Source organism: Anoxybacillus sp. UARK-01, from assembly GCF_002075365.1.
Lineage (GTDB): Bacteria > Bacillota > Bacilli > Bacillales > Anoxybacillaceae > Anoxybacteroides > Anoxybacteroides rupiense.
This window is the reverse complement of sequence record NZ_NASY01000047.1, coordinates 236,417-253,587: the sequence shown is the minus strand read 5'-3', so window position 1 is coordinate 253,587 and position 17,171 is coordinate 236,417. Positions and strand designations below refer to the sequence as shown.

Here is a 17,171-nt window from a genome sequence, read left to right as displayed (position 1 = left end):
ACAATGATAAATGGCAATATGTTTAGATAGGGAGGAAATCTCATGTCCCGCAAAAAAACGCAAAAAATTGTCGTATACTTAATGCTTATTACCATGCTGTTAACAACTATTTTAGCAGGCGTTGGTATGTGGTTTTAATAAGAGAGGCGACTTTTCCATCAAAGTCGCCCGTCTTTCTTTTATCGCATCGCTCCCTGCTGTCTAGCTAGCACGGCAAATGATTCATTGCTACGAACAATGAACACCTTGGTTCCTTCTGGAATTTTTTCATATAGCGTTTCCACATCCCGATTGTGCATGCGCACACACCCTTGCGTAATATAACGGCCAATCGATTGTGAATTGTTTGTGCCGTGGATTCCATAGATTCGTCCATCGGTTCCTTTTGCATCAAAGCCGATCCATCTTGTTCCAAGCGGGTTGCTTGGAGCACCTCCGGGAATACTCTTCTTTCGGTAATATGGATTTTTCGCTTTTACCTTCACTGTAAACAGCCCTTCAGGTGTTAAAGCTGTTGTGACACCTGTTGCCACAGGATAAACCGCCTCAATTCTTCCTCCTCGAATAAAAGCAAGCTGATTCGTCGCCTTGTTAATAATAATAAAAGGCTGGGTGGCTGATGATGCTGATGATGTCGTCGGCCACAGCAATGAGCATGATAGCATAATCGCCATAAGTAGCCGCATATAATTTCACCCTTTGCTTTTTCTTATATTTTGAAGCAAAAAGGAAAACCCCATTCATGATTTATTTGTCAGGATGAAACTGGCTTTTAATGATTAAATATTGCTCCAATTCCTTCACTAGGTGAAGCAATGCCGCTCGCTCTTCAAACTCTTCGCGCGTTTTCGGAAGCTCCATTGCCTCAAATTGCTTTTTCATATCATGAAGCTTTTGCAAAAAACGATCAGCTGTATTGCCTGGATGAATGGCATCGCTCAGCTCATCAATAAAATCAGCAACGACTTTTCGCTGCTCCACTGTATATGTAAGCGACGTCACAAGCGGAAGCACCCGCTCGATAATTTCAAACTGTTTTTCCCGCATTCGAAAATAGTGATAATATCCTGTTTCATTCCTTAAGAAATGGTTTTGGAGATTGTGCAAAGCCGCTATTTTCGCTTCCTGTAAAATATCTGCTGCCAGCATAAGCTCTTTCCCGTCCCAGCTGCTCTCGTTCGTCCGCAAATACTTCACAACTTCCTTCAAAATAATGCGAAATAAGTCTTCAATGATGCGCTGGTACTCCTTCAATTTCTTCTCGATGCTAGGCATATACATATTGACAATAAGAGCCACGCCAATTCCGATCACAACCAACAGTACCTCATTGATGACAATTTGCACGGTAAATTGTTTAGCCGCATAAAAATGAAGAATGATAACAGAGCTTGTCGCAATCCCTTCCGTGATCTTCAGCCTAACCGTCGCCGGAATAAAAAAGAGCAGCAGCAATCCAATCGAGACAGGATGATAAGCAATTCCTTTAAAAAAAATAAAGGAAAACACGATAGCTACCATGCAAGCAGCAAAGCGGGCCCACGCGGTTTGCAGCGATTTCTTTTTCGTCACCTGAATGCATAAAAGTGTAATAATTCCGGCTGATACAAAGTTATGCAATCCAAAATACTGAGCTAAACTAATAGAAGCGGTTGTGCCGATCGCTGTTTTAATGGTGCGATATCCTATTTTCAGCCTATACACCCCCTGTGAATGTCATGATGCTAACCGCTTCATCATATAGAAGCTTGAGGCATTAACATCTGTTCTCGCATGCGCAAGCGCTGATCTGATTTCGCTGGTCAGGTAGACGAAAAGGCAGATCCCTGAACTCTTCCGACGGTGGATTTCCGTTCATTCCATCTTTGCATTGCTATACAAACACAATTGTTGATGAGCCATTATTTTACTAAAAAGATGGAATGATTGAGCTAGACACAAGCAGTGTCAATTGGTTTCTATTAGATAATCAATACACCTGATATACAAATTTTCTCGAATCATTCTCTATCCAACATCACCAACTCCGATTCAAAAAGAAAGGGATATTTGCAAACGGAACGCTCTCGGCTCGTTTTCTTCATCATCCATACTCATTCTATCTGCAAAAAAATAAAAAGATGATCGGCGATCACCTTTTTATTATAGCACCTTTTCGAGAAATTCTTGAGCCCTCTTGCTTTTTGGCGAGGCAAAAAACTCATTTGGCGGTGCATCCTCAATAAGCTGGCCGCCGTCTAAAAAAAGCACGCGGTCAGCCACTTCGCGGGCAAAACCCATTTCATGCGTCACAACGGCCATCGTCATGCCGGTATAAGCAAGCGACTTCATCACCTCAAGCACTTCTTTCACCATCTCTGGATCAAGTGCTGAGGTCGGTTCATCAAATAACATGATTTCAGGCGACATCGCAAGCGCCCGAGCAATGGCCACACGCTGTTTTTGCCCTCCAGATAAACGACTGGGGTACTCATTTGCCTTGGACACTAAGCCTACCTTCCCAAGCAGCTCCATTCCTTGGGTCTCTGCATCGCTTTTTGACATCCCTTTTACCTTGATTGGAGCATATGTTACGTTCTCTAAGACCGTCATGTGAGGAAACAGATGAAAATGCTGAAAAACCATCCCGATTTTTTCCCGCACTTTCATCATATCTGTTTGACGATTCGTAATTTCTTGCGATCCGATCCAAATTTGTCCGCGTGTCGGCTGTTCCAGCAAATTTAAACAACGCAAAAACGTGGATTTTCCAGAGCCGGATGGTCCGATAATGGCTACTACTTCTCCTTGTTCGATCTTTACTGTAATTCCCTTTAATACGTCCAACTTGCCAAATGATTTATGAAGGTCTACGACTTTAATCACTTTTTCTCATTCTCCCCTCGATCACTTTGCCAAGCATTGTGAGAATCATCACTAAAATGTAATAAATTATTCCCGCAATCAGCAACGGTTCAAAAAACGCATATTTGTCTCCCCCAACGATATAGGCGCGCCGCATAATATCCATCGCACCAATGACCGTTACAACTGCCGATTCTTTTGTCAATGTAATAAACTCGTTCATTAACGCCGGCAAAATATGTTTAAACGCTTGAGGCAAAATGATATTTCGCATCATTAGGGGATAGGGAACGCCCAATGCCATTGCCGCCTCTCTCTGGCCGCTATCAACCGCTAAAATGCCGGCGCGAATGATTTCAGAAATATAAGCAGCAGAGTTTAAACCAAAAGCAATCACGGCGGCCGGAAAGGCTTCAATTTCAAAGCCGATCATTTGCGGCATGCCAAAATAAATAATCATCAGCTGCAATACAAGCGGCGTGCCGCGAAAAATGGAAGTATAAAGATCTGCCAGCCACGTTAACAGCTTGATTCTGCCGATTTTAAATAAAGCTAAAACAATTCCGAAAGCAAACCCCAACAATGCTGCCGATGCCACAATTTTTAACGTTACCCCTATCCCTTGTAAAATAAAAGGGATTGTCGGGATAAACTGAGAGAAATTTAAGCTCACACTCAAACCCGTCCTTCCTTATATATCATCAACCGTAAAAAAACGAGGCTTGCCCGTAAGCAGCGCTTGGCCTCGTTTGCTGTTTCGATTTTATCCAATCCGCTCCATTCGTTCCGATCACGGGCTTTCTTGCCGTTCTGATTTCGCCGGCCCATGTGTTTCATCTGCGTTCTTCAAACTAAATACCGATTCAACACGAAATTTAGTTACTGCTGATCAAACCATTTTTTAATAAGCTTGTCTACTTCTCCGTTCTTCATTTTTTCTTGTAATACTTGATTAAATTTGTCTGTTAGCTTGCTTCCTTTTGGGAAAGCAATGGCTGAGCCAGCTTCTTGCTCACTCGTCTGCATGGTCGTTCCCATTAACTTGCCACCGCTGTTCTTTATATACCCTTTGGCGACGGTATTTTCGATAATCGCCGCATCGAAACGCCCAGCTTGTATTTCTTGAATTAACTCTGGTATGCGATTGCGACTTTCAAGCTTCATCTCAATGGTTTTTGCAAGTTTTTTCGCCTCTCCCTCTTGAATGGAGGCTGTTTGCACTCCAACCGTTTTTCCTTTTAAGTCCTCCATTGTCTTTAACCCATTTTCTTTTTTTGTAACAATCATATTTTTCGCTACATAATACACATCAGAAAAGTCGACACTTTTTTTCCGCTCCGGCGTAGGGGTCATACTCGCTAAAACAAAATCAACTTTACCCGATTGCAAAGCTGGAATCAAGCCATTGAAATCCATGTCAACCACTTGGACTTCATATCCAAGCTCTTTGGCGATCATATTTGCTAAATCAATATCAAAACCAATGACCTCGTCCCCTTTCGCTGTATCCATATACTCAAAAGGTGCATAATCAGCAGAGGTGCCTAGTTTCAATATTTTTTTATTTGACTCGCTTTGTTTTTCTGCAGATGATCCGGATGCCCCGCAGCCAGAAAGCAAACTAATGAACAGAATACAAAATAATAGCGACAAAAGTCCTCTCCATTTTTTCATGATCTTTGCTCCTTCTCTTCCCATTCAAAAAGTATTATATTTATATACTTTCATAACAACCATATTTAGAAATTGTCTAATGACAGACGTCTCCCATCTTCAACTGCAGTTCATGATTTTTTGTAATAAGACTAGTCTTTCTTAAGTTATTAAAACAATTTGTATCATAACATCGTTTTCATAAATATGCAATCTGTTTTCATAAATATAAAATTATTTTTATATTTAAAAAATATTCAACTGTCAAAAAAAGATCTGCCCGTCTTAAACGAGCAGATCTGGTTATAAGCTTCTTTATACTTCATCACAATGCTGTTCAAAGGCCGCTTGCAGCTTCTGAACAACGGCAATTGGTTCATGTCCTTCAATTTCATGGCGTTCAATCATTGTGCAAATCTTCCCATCCTTTAATAAAGCAAATGATGGAGAAGATGGCGGATAGCCAACAAAATATTCACGCGCTCTCGCCGTCGCTTCCTTATCTTGACCAGCAAACACAGTCACGAGATGATCTGGGCGTTTATCATAGTGAACAGCATGCGCCGCGGCTGGACGAGCAATTCCTCCCGCGCAGCCGCACACAGAGTTCACCATGACAAGCGTTGTTCCCTTCCGGCTAAATGCTTCATCTACCTCCTGTGGCGTGCGCAACTCTTCATATCCTGCTTCCACTATTTCTTTACGTGCTTGTTGGACAATGTCATTCATAAAAAACTGAAAGTTAAATTCCATATCACTCGCTCCTTCTTTCTTTTTTTTATCATACCAATAAGAGGAGCGATGTTTCAATTTATATGACATCGTGCATTTTTTAATTGCAAACAGGCCTGCCTTCAAATGTCATTGAATTTAGTACGATTTGATTTTTGTTTCCAATTGTCTGAGGGTTAACTGGTTCAACTCTGAAAAACCGTCTTCCAACGAAATGATTTTTCCTTCATAAACAGGATAAACTCCTTGCCATCCCCCGACAATGGTATAAAATTCTGTTCCTTCAACAGGTTTTAAAAAACAAACATACCGCCCTTCCGCCATAGGCCCTGGGTAAACTTTGTTAATTGGATTTAAAGGGGCAGGAAGTGGCTCAACTCCGGTGGATAACACGTTGATGATTTTACCATTCGTTCCCTTTATATATTTGTCTACATGAAATCGTTGGACAAAATTGACAAGCCGTCCACTTTGCACTGATTTGTCTAGTGATCGTTTCTGATGTGAAGTATCAAACCAGCCATACGCAATGAACGTTGAACGATTTACTAACCCCTTCAACGTTTCGGCACGTTTGATATGGACTGCTTGCTTTGGAATGCTATCAGAATAAGCCTCAGCAGGGAAATGAAACATAAACAGCAAGCCTATACAGATGAATAGCTTAGACCATCCTCTCATTTCATCACCTCATCATACACACTTCGTTAGCTGTTACTATTGTTCAACAATCTTCCTTTTTTTATGTGATCATTTAACATTCTTCAGTCGAGAAGTCTCCCACTTCTAAATCTTGCGAAGCTTGATGAAAGTGGGAGATGAATCGACTTCGGACAAGGACAGGCTTTTGCCTGTTCAATTGTCTGACCCTGTGGTAAAATAAACCTATGTCGTTCTTTCATAACTGGATATAGGAGGTTGCATGGAGAAAATAAAATGCGAAAACCAAGCGGATCCTTCCATGCGTAAAATATCCAAGGTACAAAAGAACTCCGAATTGTCGGACATCTAGGGTTGGAACGACCCGAAGTCACGCTCAGGGAGACGAAAGGCGGCTTTCGTCGTGGAACTGAGAAGCTCCCACTTCAAGCTTTAGCTAAGTGGTGAGTAGTTCACTAACAGAAAGAATGAAAAGAACTATATGAAAAACGTAAGAATGAATAAAAATAAAAATCCTCGCCTTCTGCCAAGTACAAAAAAGAATGTTCCATGGCTTAAGGAAGCCGACCGTTTAGCGCTGGCCAATGCTCTGCAGAACAAATGATAAATAAAAATAACGGCAATCGCTTTGATATACAAAAGCATTGCCGTCAAGGTTTTCGCTTATCAATGTCTCATGCTGTTTTACGTTAGAACATTTATTTAACACCATGCACCGAGAAGTCTCCCACCTCTACACGAAGGAAAGGTGGGAGAGGTTCATAGTGTAATTTTAATCTTAAAACCATCACTGCTTGATACATCAAGAAGAACAAGTTTTCTAAATGACATTTTCGCATTGATCAACTCTTTTCTTAAGACTTTTAAATATTCTTCTTTGATGGGAACATTCGAATACTTTTTAATACAACTCGCTATGATTCGGATGGTCACATCATTTAACACCACCTTCATGGGTAAAGGAAGGATAAGACGATGTCCGTTTGCCTCAATTCTAATCTTCATAACAGATCTCCGATCATTCAATTACAACTTCAACGTTATCGCCATTAGCACTCTTAACCTCCACTATCTTACCTATCACTCCGCTTTCCGCCATTAGTAATATCGCTTGTAAATCAATGTTTTTCAAAGCATCATGGCATGAAATCTGTGGTAATTGCATTCCGATTTCCAAAGCAGCTTTTATCAATCTAAGTGGCACATTCACTTTTACAATATCCCCCTGTTCACTATGAACAAATACCTTTAAAAGCATTTTGTTGAAATCTTTGCGTTCTTCTTCTGAAACGACTTGAACAACTTTAGATTTTCCACCCCTTAGAAGTTCATCTACTGTGACATGAAAATAATCCGCGAGTTGAGGAAGTAAAGTAATATCTGGGCATGACAAGTCATTTTCCCATTTACTTACTGCTTGAGAAGAGACTCCGATGTATTCTGCAAGTTGGTCCTGTGTCATTCCCTTTTTCTTTCTGAATTCTCCAATTCTTGAACCTAATGTATTAGCCATTTTCGATACCTACCTTTTGTTACGAAGTTGAAATAAATGTTAATTATACTGAACTTTATACATATTATTGCATTTAATAGGTATCGATTGAATAGAGAAATCGTTGAATTTTATCATCTATAAGTTGATTTTCAATCTACCGTTAGTTGTTTTTGTTACATATTGTAATAATAAATATCCTTGCCCTTTTCCAGACCGTTTCATCATCTAAGTCTCCTCAAAACGAGCTTCCGTCGTACGTGTGAACGAACAAACATATGTGTCCCGCATTGATTCGAAAGAAGTTCACCGTTTTGATCTTTTCTTGCCTACGTTTTCACTTGAGAGAACTAGGAATCCATAATGGCGCGGCAACAGCTTGATCACTTATTTCTCCTTTTTCGTACAAACGAACAGAACAGCTTGTAGCTTGAACTCCTCTGTATACAATTGAAATGTTGGTCTTTTTCGCCATAAAAAATCCCCTTCAAGTATCGTGTGACAGGCCACATCTGAAATGTGGGCTTTTACCAAGAAGCCCCCCACTTCCATCCCGTTAAGAGGTGGGAGAGGTTCATCACCGGTTACTCAAAGGGGATCAAATATCACATTCCGTAGAATTTAATCTAAGGCTTTTTGATCTATTTACTCAGACCCTTTTTTGGTTTCGTAAATCTGCAATAATTGTTGTACGGCCTTCGTGACAGAGAGCGTACCGGCAATGACATGATTTTCAATCATCGGCAGCTCTGCTTTAATTTGCGGATGCGAGAAAAAGCTTGATTCTAAATAATCTTTAATCATGGAGTAAATCCAGTCCTTCAATTGGTGGCGCCGCCGCGCATCAAATGCGCCTGACTGCTTGGTGACGGAAATAAATGCTTCCACAACGTTCCAAACTTTTTCGATCCCTTCTCCCAACAATGCTGAACACGTGTAGGCCTTCGTTTCCCATCCTGGTGTGGCCGGACGCAAATAGTGCAAAAACTGATTATATTCTTCTCGAGCCGCTTCCGCTTTTGGTTTATTATCGCCATCCGCCTTATTAATCACAACCGCATCCACAAGCTCCATAATTCCTTTTTTCATTCCCTGCAATTCATCGCCAGCACCAGTAAGAGCGATCATCATAAAGAAATCGACCATGCTGCGTACGACAAATTCGCTTTGCCCGACTCCGACCGTCTCAATTAAAATAATATCGTATCCCGCTGCTTCGCATAAAAGCATCGTTTCCCGCGTTTTTCGATGAACGCCGCCAAGCGTCCCTCCGGATGGCGACGGACGGATAAAGGCTCGCGGATCGCGCGCGAGATTTTCCATCCGCGTTTTATCGCCGAGGATGCTGCCGCCGGTAATAGAGCTGCTCGGGTCAACCGCTAAAACGGCAACCCGATGCCCTTGTTCACACAAAAATTGTCCAAACGCTTCAATAAAAGTGCTTTTTCCGGCGCCTGGCACACCTGTGATGCCGATTCGAATCGATCTCCCGACATGCGGCAAAAGCTCGTGCAAAATTTGCTGGGCCCTCTCCATATGTTTAGCTGCATTGCTTTCTACTAATGTGATGGCCTGTGCCAAAATGGTGCGATCGTTGTTTAATACCCCCTCCACATATTCGCTTACTGAGCGCTCTTTGCGTTTCACCCATTTTTTCGTTTCCTGCGATCTCAGAGTGGTGTCTTCCTTTCCCTTCACATAGGCAGTCGCAAAATCAGCCGTCTGTTCTTTTGGCGCCCATTCTGGACGGTAGGTCCGTTCTTCACTCATTGGCTCACTTCCTCATACCCGATCCGCTTATAAATTTCATGCAATACCTTTTCAGCCGCAGTCGGAATCACTGTTCCTGGGCCAAAGATAGCCGCCGCTCCATGCTCGTATAAAAATTCATAATCCTGTGGCGGAATCACTCCTCCGGCCACAACAATAATATCTTCACGACCTAGTTTGCGCAGCTCCTCCACCAGTTGCGGTAGCAAGGTTTTATGTCCCGCAGCAAGCGAGCTCATGCCAATGACGTGAACATCATTTTCCACGGCTTGACGCGCCGTTTCCTCTGGTGTTTGGAAAAGCGGGCCGATATCCACATCAAATCCTAAATCAGCAAATGCAGTGGCAATTACTTTCGCTCCGCGATCGTGTCCATCTTGGCCCATTTTCGCAATCATGATGCGCGGTCTGCGTCCTTCAAGCTCATAAAACTCATCCGTCAGCTTTTTCACTCGCTCGATTTCTTCCTCATTTGTAAATTCTGAACTGTAAACACCACTGATTGATCGGATGACCGCTTTATGGCGCTTCGCTACTTTTTCAATCGCATAAGAAATTTCACCTAATGTCGCCCGAACGCGAGCGGCCTCTACTGACAATTCCAGTAAATTCCCTTCTCCTGTTTCCGCCGCCTTTGTAATAGCTTCCAGCGCTTGTTGAACTCGCTCTTCATCGCGGGAAGCACGCAGCTGCTGCAGTCTTTCAATCTGTCGCAGACGCACCGCTGTATTATCGACCTCTAAAATGTCAATTGGCACTTCTTTATCAGGGCGGTACTTATTCACTCCGATGATCGTTTCCGCTCCTGAATCAATTTTCGCTTGCCGTCTTGCGGCTGCTTCTTCAATTCTCATTTTCGGAAGGCCGGTGTCAATCGCTTTCGCCATTCCGCCAAGGCTTTCGATTTCTTCAATGTGTTTCCATGCGCGAGTCATCAGCTCGTTCGTTAACGCTTCCACATAATAAGAGCCGGCCCAAGGATCAATTACATTGCAAATTCCCGTTTCATCCTGCAAATAAAGCTGTGTATTGCGGGCAATTCGCGCTGAAAAATCCGTTGGCAAAGCAATCGCTTCATCCAACGCATTCGTATGCAGCGATTGAGTATGCCCAAGAGCCGCTGCATGAGCTTCAATACATGTGCGCACAACATTGTTGAATGGATCCTGTTCGGTCAAGCTCCAGCCTGATGTTTGCGAATGCGTGCGCAGCGCCAGTGACTTCGGATTTTTCGGGTTAAAGGTTTTCATCATTTTCGCCCAAATAATGCGCGCCGCTCTCATTTTGGCGACTTCCATAAAATAATTCATGCCGATCGCCCAGAAGAACGACAAACGCGGAGCAAACGAATCAATATCAATTCCTGCTTTCAAACCTGTTCTCACATACTCTAAACCATCCGCAAGCGTATAAGCTAATTCAATGTCGGCTGGTGCTCCTGCTTCTTGCATATGATATCCTGAAATACTAATACTGTTAAATTTAGGCATATATTTCGACGTATATTCGAAAATATCCGCAATAATGCGCATGGACATTTCCGGAGGATAGATATACGTGTTGCGCACCATATATTCCTTCAAAATATCATTTTGAATCGTTCCAGAAAGCTTGTCCTGCGTCACTCCCTGCTCCTCTGCTGTGACAATATAAAAGGCCATAATCGGCAAAACCGCTCCATTCATGGTCATCGACACAGACATTTGGTCAAGCGGAATGCCGTCAAATAAAATTTTCATATCTAAAATGGAATCAATCGCTACGCCTGCTTTTCCAACATCGCCGACCACGCGCGGATGATCTGAGTCATAGCCGCGGTGGGTGGCAAGATCAAACGCGACGGAAAGGCCCTTTTGCCCCATGGCTAGATTACGGCGGTAAAAAGCATTACTCTCTTCCGCTGTGGAAAATCCTGCGTATTGGCGAATCGTCCATGGACGATTGACGTACATCGATGGATAAGGCCCTCTTAAATAAGGAGGAATGCCCGGCATGTAATCCAGAAAATCCAGCTCTTCAATATCCTGCTTCGTATACAGCGGTTTCACTGCGATTTGTTCATTCGTCTGAAATAACAGATCCTCCATTGACGCTTTTAATTTTTGTTCAATAGCCTGCTTCCATTGCTGTTCGTTGGCCGATTGGTTTGATAGATGCAAAGGAATATTTGTAAAATCGACTTTTCTACTCATCGAGAGCCACCCCCATTTCCTTCATCACCGTAACAAGCGTTTCGTAACAATTCGATCCTATATGAATGAATCCATCAATTCCAGCCTGTGTAAACATCGCTTCTCTATCAGGATTTTGCTTTCCGGCTACATATAATTTAATATGAGACTGCGCTTTCTTTAGCTCTGTTGCAATCAAAGGCACAGTCTCTATATAGCTTTCATCAGTGCCGCAAATAATGTAATGAGATCCATTCAGACGAAGCGCTTCCTGTACAGCTTCTTGGACCGACATATAGCCATCGTTTTTTACCACTTCAAAGCCCCCCGCCTCAAAAAAGCCTGTGATAAAATCAGCGCGTGCTTTATGATTTGGAATCGGGCCAAGATTGATTAAACGAACGGTGGGACGCTTTCCAGAAGTCGCAAGATGCGCCTCTGCCGCTTTTCTCAATTGTTCAAACGGCTCGGCCAAACGCCATTGCGGAATCGGCTGGATGCAAAACGACAAACCACTGCTTTCTAGCGCCTTCTCTATTTCCTGAACGGTCGCTCGTTGAGAAACCGCAGATAAAGCTGTTTTTACCCATTGCTTTGCTGCAAATTCCTTTTTCAACTGATCGACTCGTTCTTTATCGAGCGATTGCTCGACGGATATGCAGGCGTGTTTTCGATGAAGCTGTGGTGTTGGTTCTGCTAAATTCGCATAGACGTTCGTGCCGACGATTTTTTCCTTGCGCGTTTTGACGTGTCGATCGCGCTGCTCGGCTACTTGATTTACCTCCGATTGCACAAAGCCTTCCTCAAGAGCTTTCGTCATGCCGCCTTTTGCTTCAATTTGTTGAAATAGCTTCCACGTCTCTCGGGCCACTTGCGCCGTCAACGTTTCGACATAATAAGAACCTCCAGCCGGATCAATGACTCGGCCAATATGAGCTTCCTCTAGTAAGATCAGCTGTGTATTGCGGGCAATTCTTCGTGAAAATTCATCGGCTGGCTGAATCGCTTCATCAAAAGGAGAGACATGAAGGCTATTCATTCCGCCCACGACAGCCGCAAACGCTTCTGAAGTCGCCCGAAGCATATTAACATATGGATCATATATTGTTTTCGTAAAATAAGACGTGCGGGCATGCACCGTGAGCTTTTGGGCATCGTCACTGCCGCCAAATGCTTGAACAATATTGGACCAAACCACCCGAGCGGCGCGCAGCTTCGCAATTTCCATAAAGAAATTGGAACCGATCGCAAAAGAAAAGCTGATGCGCTGCGCGATGTCATCAATCTCCAAGCCACGGTCGAGGCACTCGTTGATATATTCTGCCGCCGCCGCAAATGCAAAGGCTAGCTCCTGCACCGCATTGGCACCGCCATTATGATAAGACTCGCCATGAACTATCACGGTTCGTATATTTGGCATATGCTCCATCGCCCATTTTGTCACATCGGCCATCATATCATATGAATCTTCGAGCAAAACAGGAAGCTGTCCTTTTTGGACAAGCCCCCCCAGCGGATCCATGCCAATCTCGCCATGCAATGCCTCAAGAGGTACTTGTTGTTTTTGCAAATAGGTAGCGAACAACGCTAAAAACGGCAATGAGCAGGCCCCTGCATCCACTCGAATCGGATAATGCCGTAAATCAATGCCAGAAAACATTGTTTCTACATCTTCAAGCGTCGTTACTAAAAAACCGAGCCTGTCGAGCACAAGATGGATGGCTGTTTGCCCTCTCGCGATGTCATGTTTGACCATTTCATTCCATTCTTTTGCACTCGCTGCAGAAAGCTCCTGACTGATAAACCATGGTTGTTGAAGATACCCATTGACTTCCGTCCCGCGTACATAATCGGCAAAACCCGGAAGCTGCTCAAGATGCTCTAACGATTCAATATCTTGACGTGTATAGATCGGTTGAATGCGCACATTTTCATAAGTGGTAGAATATAGCTTTTCAATTGGCTTCCCTTTTAATGATTTCTCGACTTCTTGCTTCCATTCCTCATAACTCGGAATAGGAAACAAGCCATTTTTCATCGTTGAAATCTCTGTCATCTATAATCCCTCCCCTTTGTTATCTGCTTGCTTCCTCTCTTCAGAAAACGCTTACTTTTGAATTTTTTTAAACATTCGTTACATATTTATTTTAGTATATATAAGCCTCCCTAGCAATGAACAAAACGGCTATCTTCCCAGACAGGCGCGATTTCTTTTTTCCTATCGTTCTCTTGAAGATAGATGGCTCTATCCTAAGGTTTTGCTTTTATGTTGTGTTGCTACAAAAAAGTCACTTATTTTCCAATTTTTCTTCCATCCACTCATAGTAAAGTTGAATCTGCTTGATTTTAAATGCAAACACCTACCGCCGAAATGCAGCGGTAGGTGTTTTTCTTAATAGATCGGTGTATTTTCTTTAGATGTGTTTTCTAAAATTTCTTTCACGCGCGCTAAGAAGCGGCCGCAGATCAAACCGTCAAGAACGCGATGGTCAAGCGACAAGCAGAGGTTCACCATGTCGCGAACCGCGATCATGCCGTTATTCATCACAACTGGGCGTTTCACAATCGCTTCTACTTGTAAAATTGCCGCTTGTGGATAGTTGATAATTCCCATCGATTGTACAGAACCGAATGAGCCTGTGTTATTGACTGTGAATGTGCCGCCTTGCATATCTTCTGGACGAAGTTTGCCTGCCCGCACTTTTGCAGCTAATTCAGAAATTTCCCGAGCAATGCCTTTGATGGTTTTTTCATCAGCATTTTTAATGACAGGGACAAATAGAGCATCGTCCGTTGCAACAGCGATCGAAATGTTGATCTCTTTCTTCTGGACGATTTTGTCGCCCGCCCACATCGAATTAATTTGCGGGAATTCTTTCAGCGCTTGAGCGACCGCCTTTACGAAGAACGCAAAATAGGTTAAATTGAACCCTTCGCGTTTTTTGAACTCGTTTTTCATGGAGTCGCGGTAAGCAACTAGGTTCGTAACATCCACTTCCACCATCGTCCACGCGTGAGGCGCTTCATGTTTGCTGCGAAGCATGTTAGCAGCAATCGCCTTGCGGACAGGAGTAACTGGAATTTCTACATCACCTGCTTGCACAGGAACAGAAGGCACAGCTGGTTGTTTTGGAGCTGCTGCTGGTTCTGCTTGCGGTGCTTCTTGAACTGGTTGTGCTGCCGCTTGAGCTGCTGGTTTTTGTCCTGGAGTCGGAATATTTCCAGACTCAATTAATTTTAACAAGTCTTTGCGCGTAATGCGTCCGCCTGCACCTGTACCTTGTACTTGATCAAGGTCAATATTATGCTCTTGAGCGAGGCGCAAAACAGCAGGCGAGTAGCGTCCTCTTTCTCCTGCTGGTTTTTTCGGTGCTTGAGCAGGAGCCGCTGCTTGTGATGCCGGTGCTTCAGCTTTTGGAGCTTCTGCTTGTGTTGCTTCTGCAGCAGGAGCCTCAGGCGCACTTCCTTCTCCTTCGACTTCAATTGTACAAATAACAGCGCCAACTGGCAGTGTTTCTCCTTCTGACGCAATTAATTCTTTAATAACGCCAGTGAAAGAGGAAGGAACTTCCGCATTTACTTTGTCTGTCATAACTTCTGCAATTGGATCGTATTTATTTACTTTATCGCCAACAGATACGAGCCATTTGCTGATCGTACCCTCTGTGACACTTTCTCCGAGCTGAGGCATTGTGATTTTTTCGATTGCCACTTCGATGACCTCCTATCTTGATTAAAGGCTGCTTTTATGATGATTTCGCATGACAAGGCAAGCGTTTGCTTGCCATTGTCACTTTCTCTTATTTTTCCCTCTTTTTTTTAGCATTCCATACTCATGTTCGTTTTTGGCATTAGAATGCCGCTAATTCGCGAATCGCTTTTTCCACTTTATCTGGGTTCACCATGAAGAATTTTTCCATCGTTGGCGCATACGGCATTGCCGGTACATCCGGGCCAGCAAGACGCATGATTGGCGCGTCTAAGTCGAATAAGCAATGTTCTGCAATGATTGCCGCAACCTCGCTCATAATGCTTCCTTCTTTATTGTCTTCCGTGACAAGAAGAACTTTGCCTGTTTTGCTTGCTGCTTCAATGATCGCTTCTTTATCAAGCGGATAAACTGTACGCAAATCCAATACATGAACAGAAATGCCATCTTGAGCGACACGCTCTGCTGCTTGAAGTGCAAAATGTACACATAAGCCGTAAGTGATGATCGTAATATCGTCGCCCTCTCGTTTAACGTCTGCCTTGCCGATTGGCAATACATAGTCATCTTCAGGTACTTCGCCTTTAATGAGACGATAAGCGCGTTTGTGCTCGAAGAATAGTACTGGATCTTCGTCGCGAATCGCAGCTTTTAACAATCCTTTCACATCATATGGAGTGGATGGCATGACGATTTTTAAACCTGGCTGGTTCGCGAATACCGCTTCAACAGATTGAGAATGGTAAAGCGCTCCGTGAACGCCGCCGCCATAAGGAGCACGGATCACTACCGGGCAGTTCCAATCATTGTTGGAACGATAACGGATACGCGCAGCTTCAGAAATGATTTGGTTCACAGCCGGCATAATAAAATCAGCAAATTGCATTTCGGCAATTGGACGCATTCCGTACATTGCTGCACCGATCGCAACACCGGCAATCGCAGATTCTGCTAGAGGCGTGTCAATGACACGTTCTTCACCGAACTGATCGTATAATCCGATGGTTGCTTTGAATACCCCACCTTTTTTACCTACGTCTTCACCTAATACGAATACGCGCGGATCGCGTTCCATTTCTTCGCGAATCGCCATCGTCACCGCATCAATGTATGAAATTACTGGCATTCTTCATTCCCCCTTACTTCTCAGCATATACGTACTTTAATGCATGCTCCGCTTCAGCATACGGTGCTTTTTCTGCATAATCAGTCGCTTCATTGACTTGTTTCATGACGCGATCAAGAATTTCTTTTTCTAACTCTTCTGTTAATACGCCTACTTCTTTCAAGTAGCCAGCGAATGAAAGAATCGGATCCTTCGCTTTTGCTTCCGCTAACTCCTCTGGTGTACGATAAGCGCGATCATCATCGTCGGAAGAGTGAGCTGTTAAACGATAAGAAACCGTTTCAATCAATGTAGGACCTTCGCCGCGACGTGCACGGTCAGCTGCTTCTTTCACGGCTTTATACACTTCTAACGGATCATTTCCATCTACTGTATATCCAGGCATGCCGTAGCCGATCGCCCGATCTGATACTTTTTCGCACGCCAATTGCTTTTCGACTGGAACAGAGATCGCGTATTTATTGTTTTCGCACATAAAAATAACTGGTAGCTTATGAACCCCAGCAAAGTTCGCACCTTCATGGAAATCTCCTTGGTTGGAAGAGCCTTCACCAAATGTAACGAAGGAGATGAAGTCTTTCTTTTCCATTTTCGCTGCTAATGCGATACCTACTGCGTGAGGCACTTGTGTTGTAACCGGCGAAGAGCCTGTTACAATGCGGTTTTTCTTTTGTCCAAAGTGTCCTGGCATTTGACGTCCGCCAGAGTTTGGATCTTCTGCTTTTGCAAATGCAGAAAGCATCAATTCTGTTGGCGTCATTCCAAACGTTAAGACGACACCCATATCGCGGTAATAAGGCAATACATAGTCTTTTGTGCGATCTAATGCAAAGGCTGCACCAACTTGAGCTGCTTCTTGGCCTTGACAAGAGATTACGAATGGAATTTTACCAGCACGGTTTAAAAGCCACATACGCTCGTCAATTTTACGAGCCAATAGCATTGTTTCATACATTTCTAATACCGTTTCATCACTTAAGCCTAGCGCTTGATGACGATTTTCTGCCATCGAAA

The 17,171-nt window shown here is 43.5% G+C and carries 17 protein-coding genes; 1 reads left to right on the top strand and 16 read right to left on the bottom strand.

Translation table 11 applies throughout. From position 1 onward, the window contains the following. Positions 1–42: 42 nt before the first annotated feature. Positions 43–138: a stressosome-associated protein Prli42 gene (gene prli42 / locus B6A27_RS18545; protein ID WP_149917071.1), complete on the top strand. Its 96-nt coding sequence runs from the start codon at positions 43–45 to the stop codon at positions 136–138. Positions 139–179: 41 nt separating this feature from the next. Here prli42 and B6A27_RS13400 read toward each other — a convergent pair whose 3' ends face one another. The 16 genes from B6A27_RS13400 to B6A27_RS13330 all read right to left on the bottom strand — a co-directional run bounded on the left by B6A27_RS13400 (position 180) and on the right by B6A27_RS13330 (position 17,166). Beyond that, complete coding sequence (locus tag B6A27_RS13400; RefSeq protein ID WP_066145703.1) at positions 180–686, bottom strand: L,D-transpeptidase; 507 nt, start codon at positions 684–686, stop codon at positions 180–182. Between the two features lie 61 nt (positions 687–747). Continuing rightward, positions 748–1,695 (bottom strand): aromatic acid exporter family protein, encoded by a 948-nt coding sequence (locus B6A27_RS13395; RefSeq protein WP_066146527.1) that lies wholly within the window; start codon positions 1,693–1,695, stop codon positions 748–750. Positions 1,696–2,142: 447 nt separating this feature from the next. After that, complete coding sequence (locus tag B6A27_RS13390; RefSeq protein ID WP_080862337.1) at positions 2,143–2,865, bottom strand: amino acid ABC transporter ATP-binding protein; 723 nt, start codon at positions 2,863–2,865, stop codon at positions 2,143–2,145. Next, a complete protein-coding gene (locus B6A27_RS13385) occupies positions 2,858–3,517 on the bottom strand; it encodes an amino acid ABC transporter permease (protein WP_044744682.1) in 660 nt (219 codons plus the stop codon). Before B6A27_RS13385 ends, B6A27_RS13390 begins: the two co-directional genes overlap by 8 nt. Positions 3,518–3,723: 206 nt before the next feature. After that, positions 3,724–4,518, bottom strand: coding sequence for a transporter substrate-binding domain-containing protein (locus B6A27_RS13380; RefSeq protein ID WP_080862336.1), 795 nt, complete (start codon positions 4,516–4,518; stop codon positions 3,724–3,726). Between the two features lie 294 nt (positions 4,519–4,812). Continuing rightward, complete coding sequence (locus B6A27_RS13375) at positions 4,813–5,250, bottom strand: BrxA/BrxB family bacilliredoxin (RefSeq protein WP_066146530.1); 438 nt, start codon at positions 5,248–5,250, stop codon at positions 4,813–4,815. A 117-nt stretch (positions 5,251–5,367) separates the two neighbouring features. Next, on the bottom strand, positions 5,368–5,910 hold the full coding sequence (locus tag B6A27_RS13370; protein ID WP_080862335.1) for a hypothetical protein: 543 nt from the start codon (positions 5,908–5,910) through the stop codon (positions 5,368–5,370). Positions 5,911–6,648: 738 nt separating this feature from the next. Next, a complete protein-coding gene (locus B6A27_RS13365) occupies positions 6,649–6,894 on the bottom strand; it encodes a hypothetical protein (RefSeq protein ID WP_066145714.1) in 246 nt (81 codons plus the stop codon). A gap of 13 nt (positions 6,895–6,907) precedes the next feature. Next, a complete protein-coding gene (locus tag B6A27_RS13360) occupies positions 6,908–7,402 on the bottom strand; it encodes a helix-turn-helix domain-containing protein (RefSeq protein WP_080862334.1) in 495 nt (164 codons plus the stop codon). 316 nt (positions 7,403–7,718) lie between these two features. Next, complete coding sequence (locus B6A27_RS18690) at positions 7,719–7,856, bottom strand: hypothetical protein (protein WP_156450476.1); 138 nt, start codon at positions 7,854–7,856, stop codon at positions 7,719–7,721. 170 nt (positions 7,857–8,026) lie between these two features. Continuing rightward, complete coding sequence (gene meaB, locus B6A27_RS13355; protein WP_066145720.1) at positions 8,027–9,151, bottom strand: methylmalonyl Co-A mutase-associated GTPase MeaB; 1,125 nt, start codon at positions 9,149–9,151, stop codon at positions 8,027–8,029. Further along, entirely contained in the window at positions 9,148–11,343 is a 2,196-nt protein-coding gene (gene scpA, locus B6A27_RS13350) for a methylmalonyl-CoA mutase (RefSeq protein WP_066145723.1), read from the bottom strand. Before scpA ends, meaB begins: the two co-directional genes overlap by 4 nt. After that, complete coding sequence (locus B6A27_RS13345) at positions 11,336–13,378, bottom strand: methylmalonyl-CoA mutase family protein (RefSeq protein WP_080862333.1); 2,043 nt, start codon at positions 13,376–13,378, stop codon at positions 11,336–11,338. The genes scpA and B6A27_RS13345 overlap by 8 nt, the downstream gene beginning before the upstream one ends. A 336-nt stretch (positions 13,379–13,714) precedes the next feature. Further along, the gene (locus B6A27_RS13340; RefSeq protein WP_080862332.1) at positions 13,715–15,034 is read right to left on the bottom strand and encodes a dihydrolipoamide acetyltransferase family protein; all 1,320 of its coding nucleotides are present in this window, start codon (positions 15,032–15,034) and stop codon (positions 13,715–13,717) included. Positions 15,035–15,173: 139 nt separating this feature from the next. Further along, the gene (locus B6A27_RS13335) at positions 15,174–16,157 is read right to left on the bottom strand and encodes an alpha-ketoacid dehydrogenase subunit beta (RefSeq protein ID WP_044744456.1); all 984 of its coding nucleotides are present in this window, start codon (positions 16,155–16,157) and stop codon (positions 15,174–15,176) included. Positions 16,158–16,170: 13 nt separating this feature from the next. Continuing rightward, positions 16,171–17,166, bottom strand: coding sequence for a thiamine pyrophosphate-dependent dehydrogenase E1 component subunit alpha (locus B6A27_RS13330; protein ID WP_044744457.1), 996 nt, complete (start codon positions 17,164–17,166; stop codon positions 16,171–16,173). Positions 17,167–17,171 lie beyond the last annotated feature (5 nt).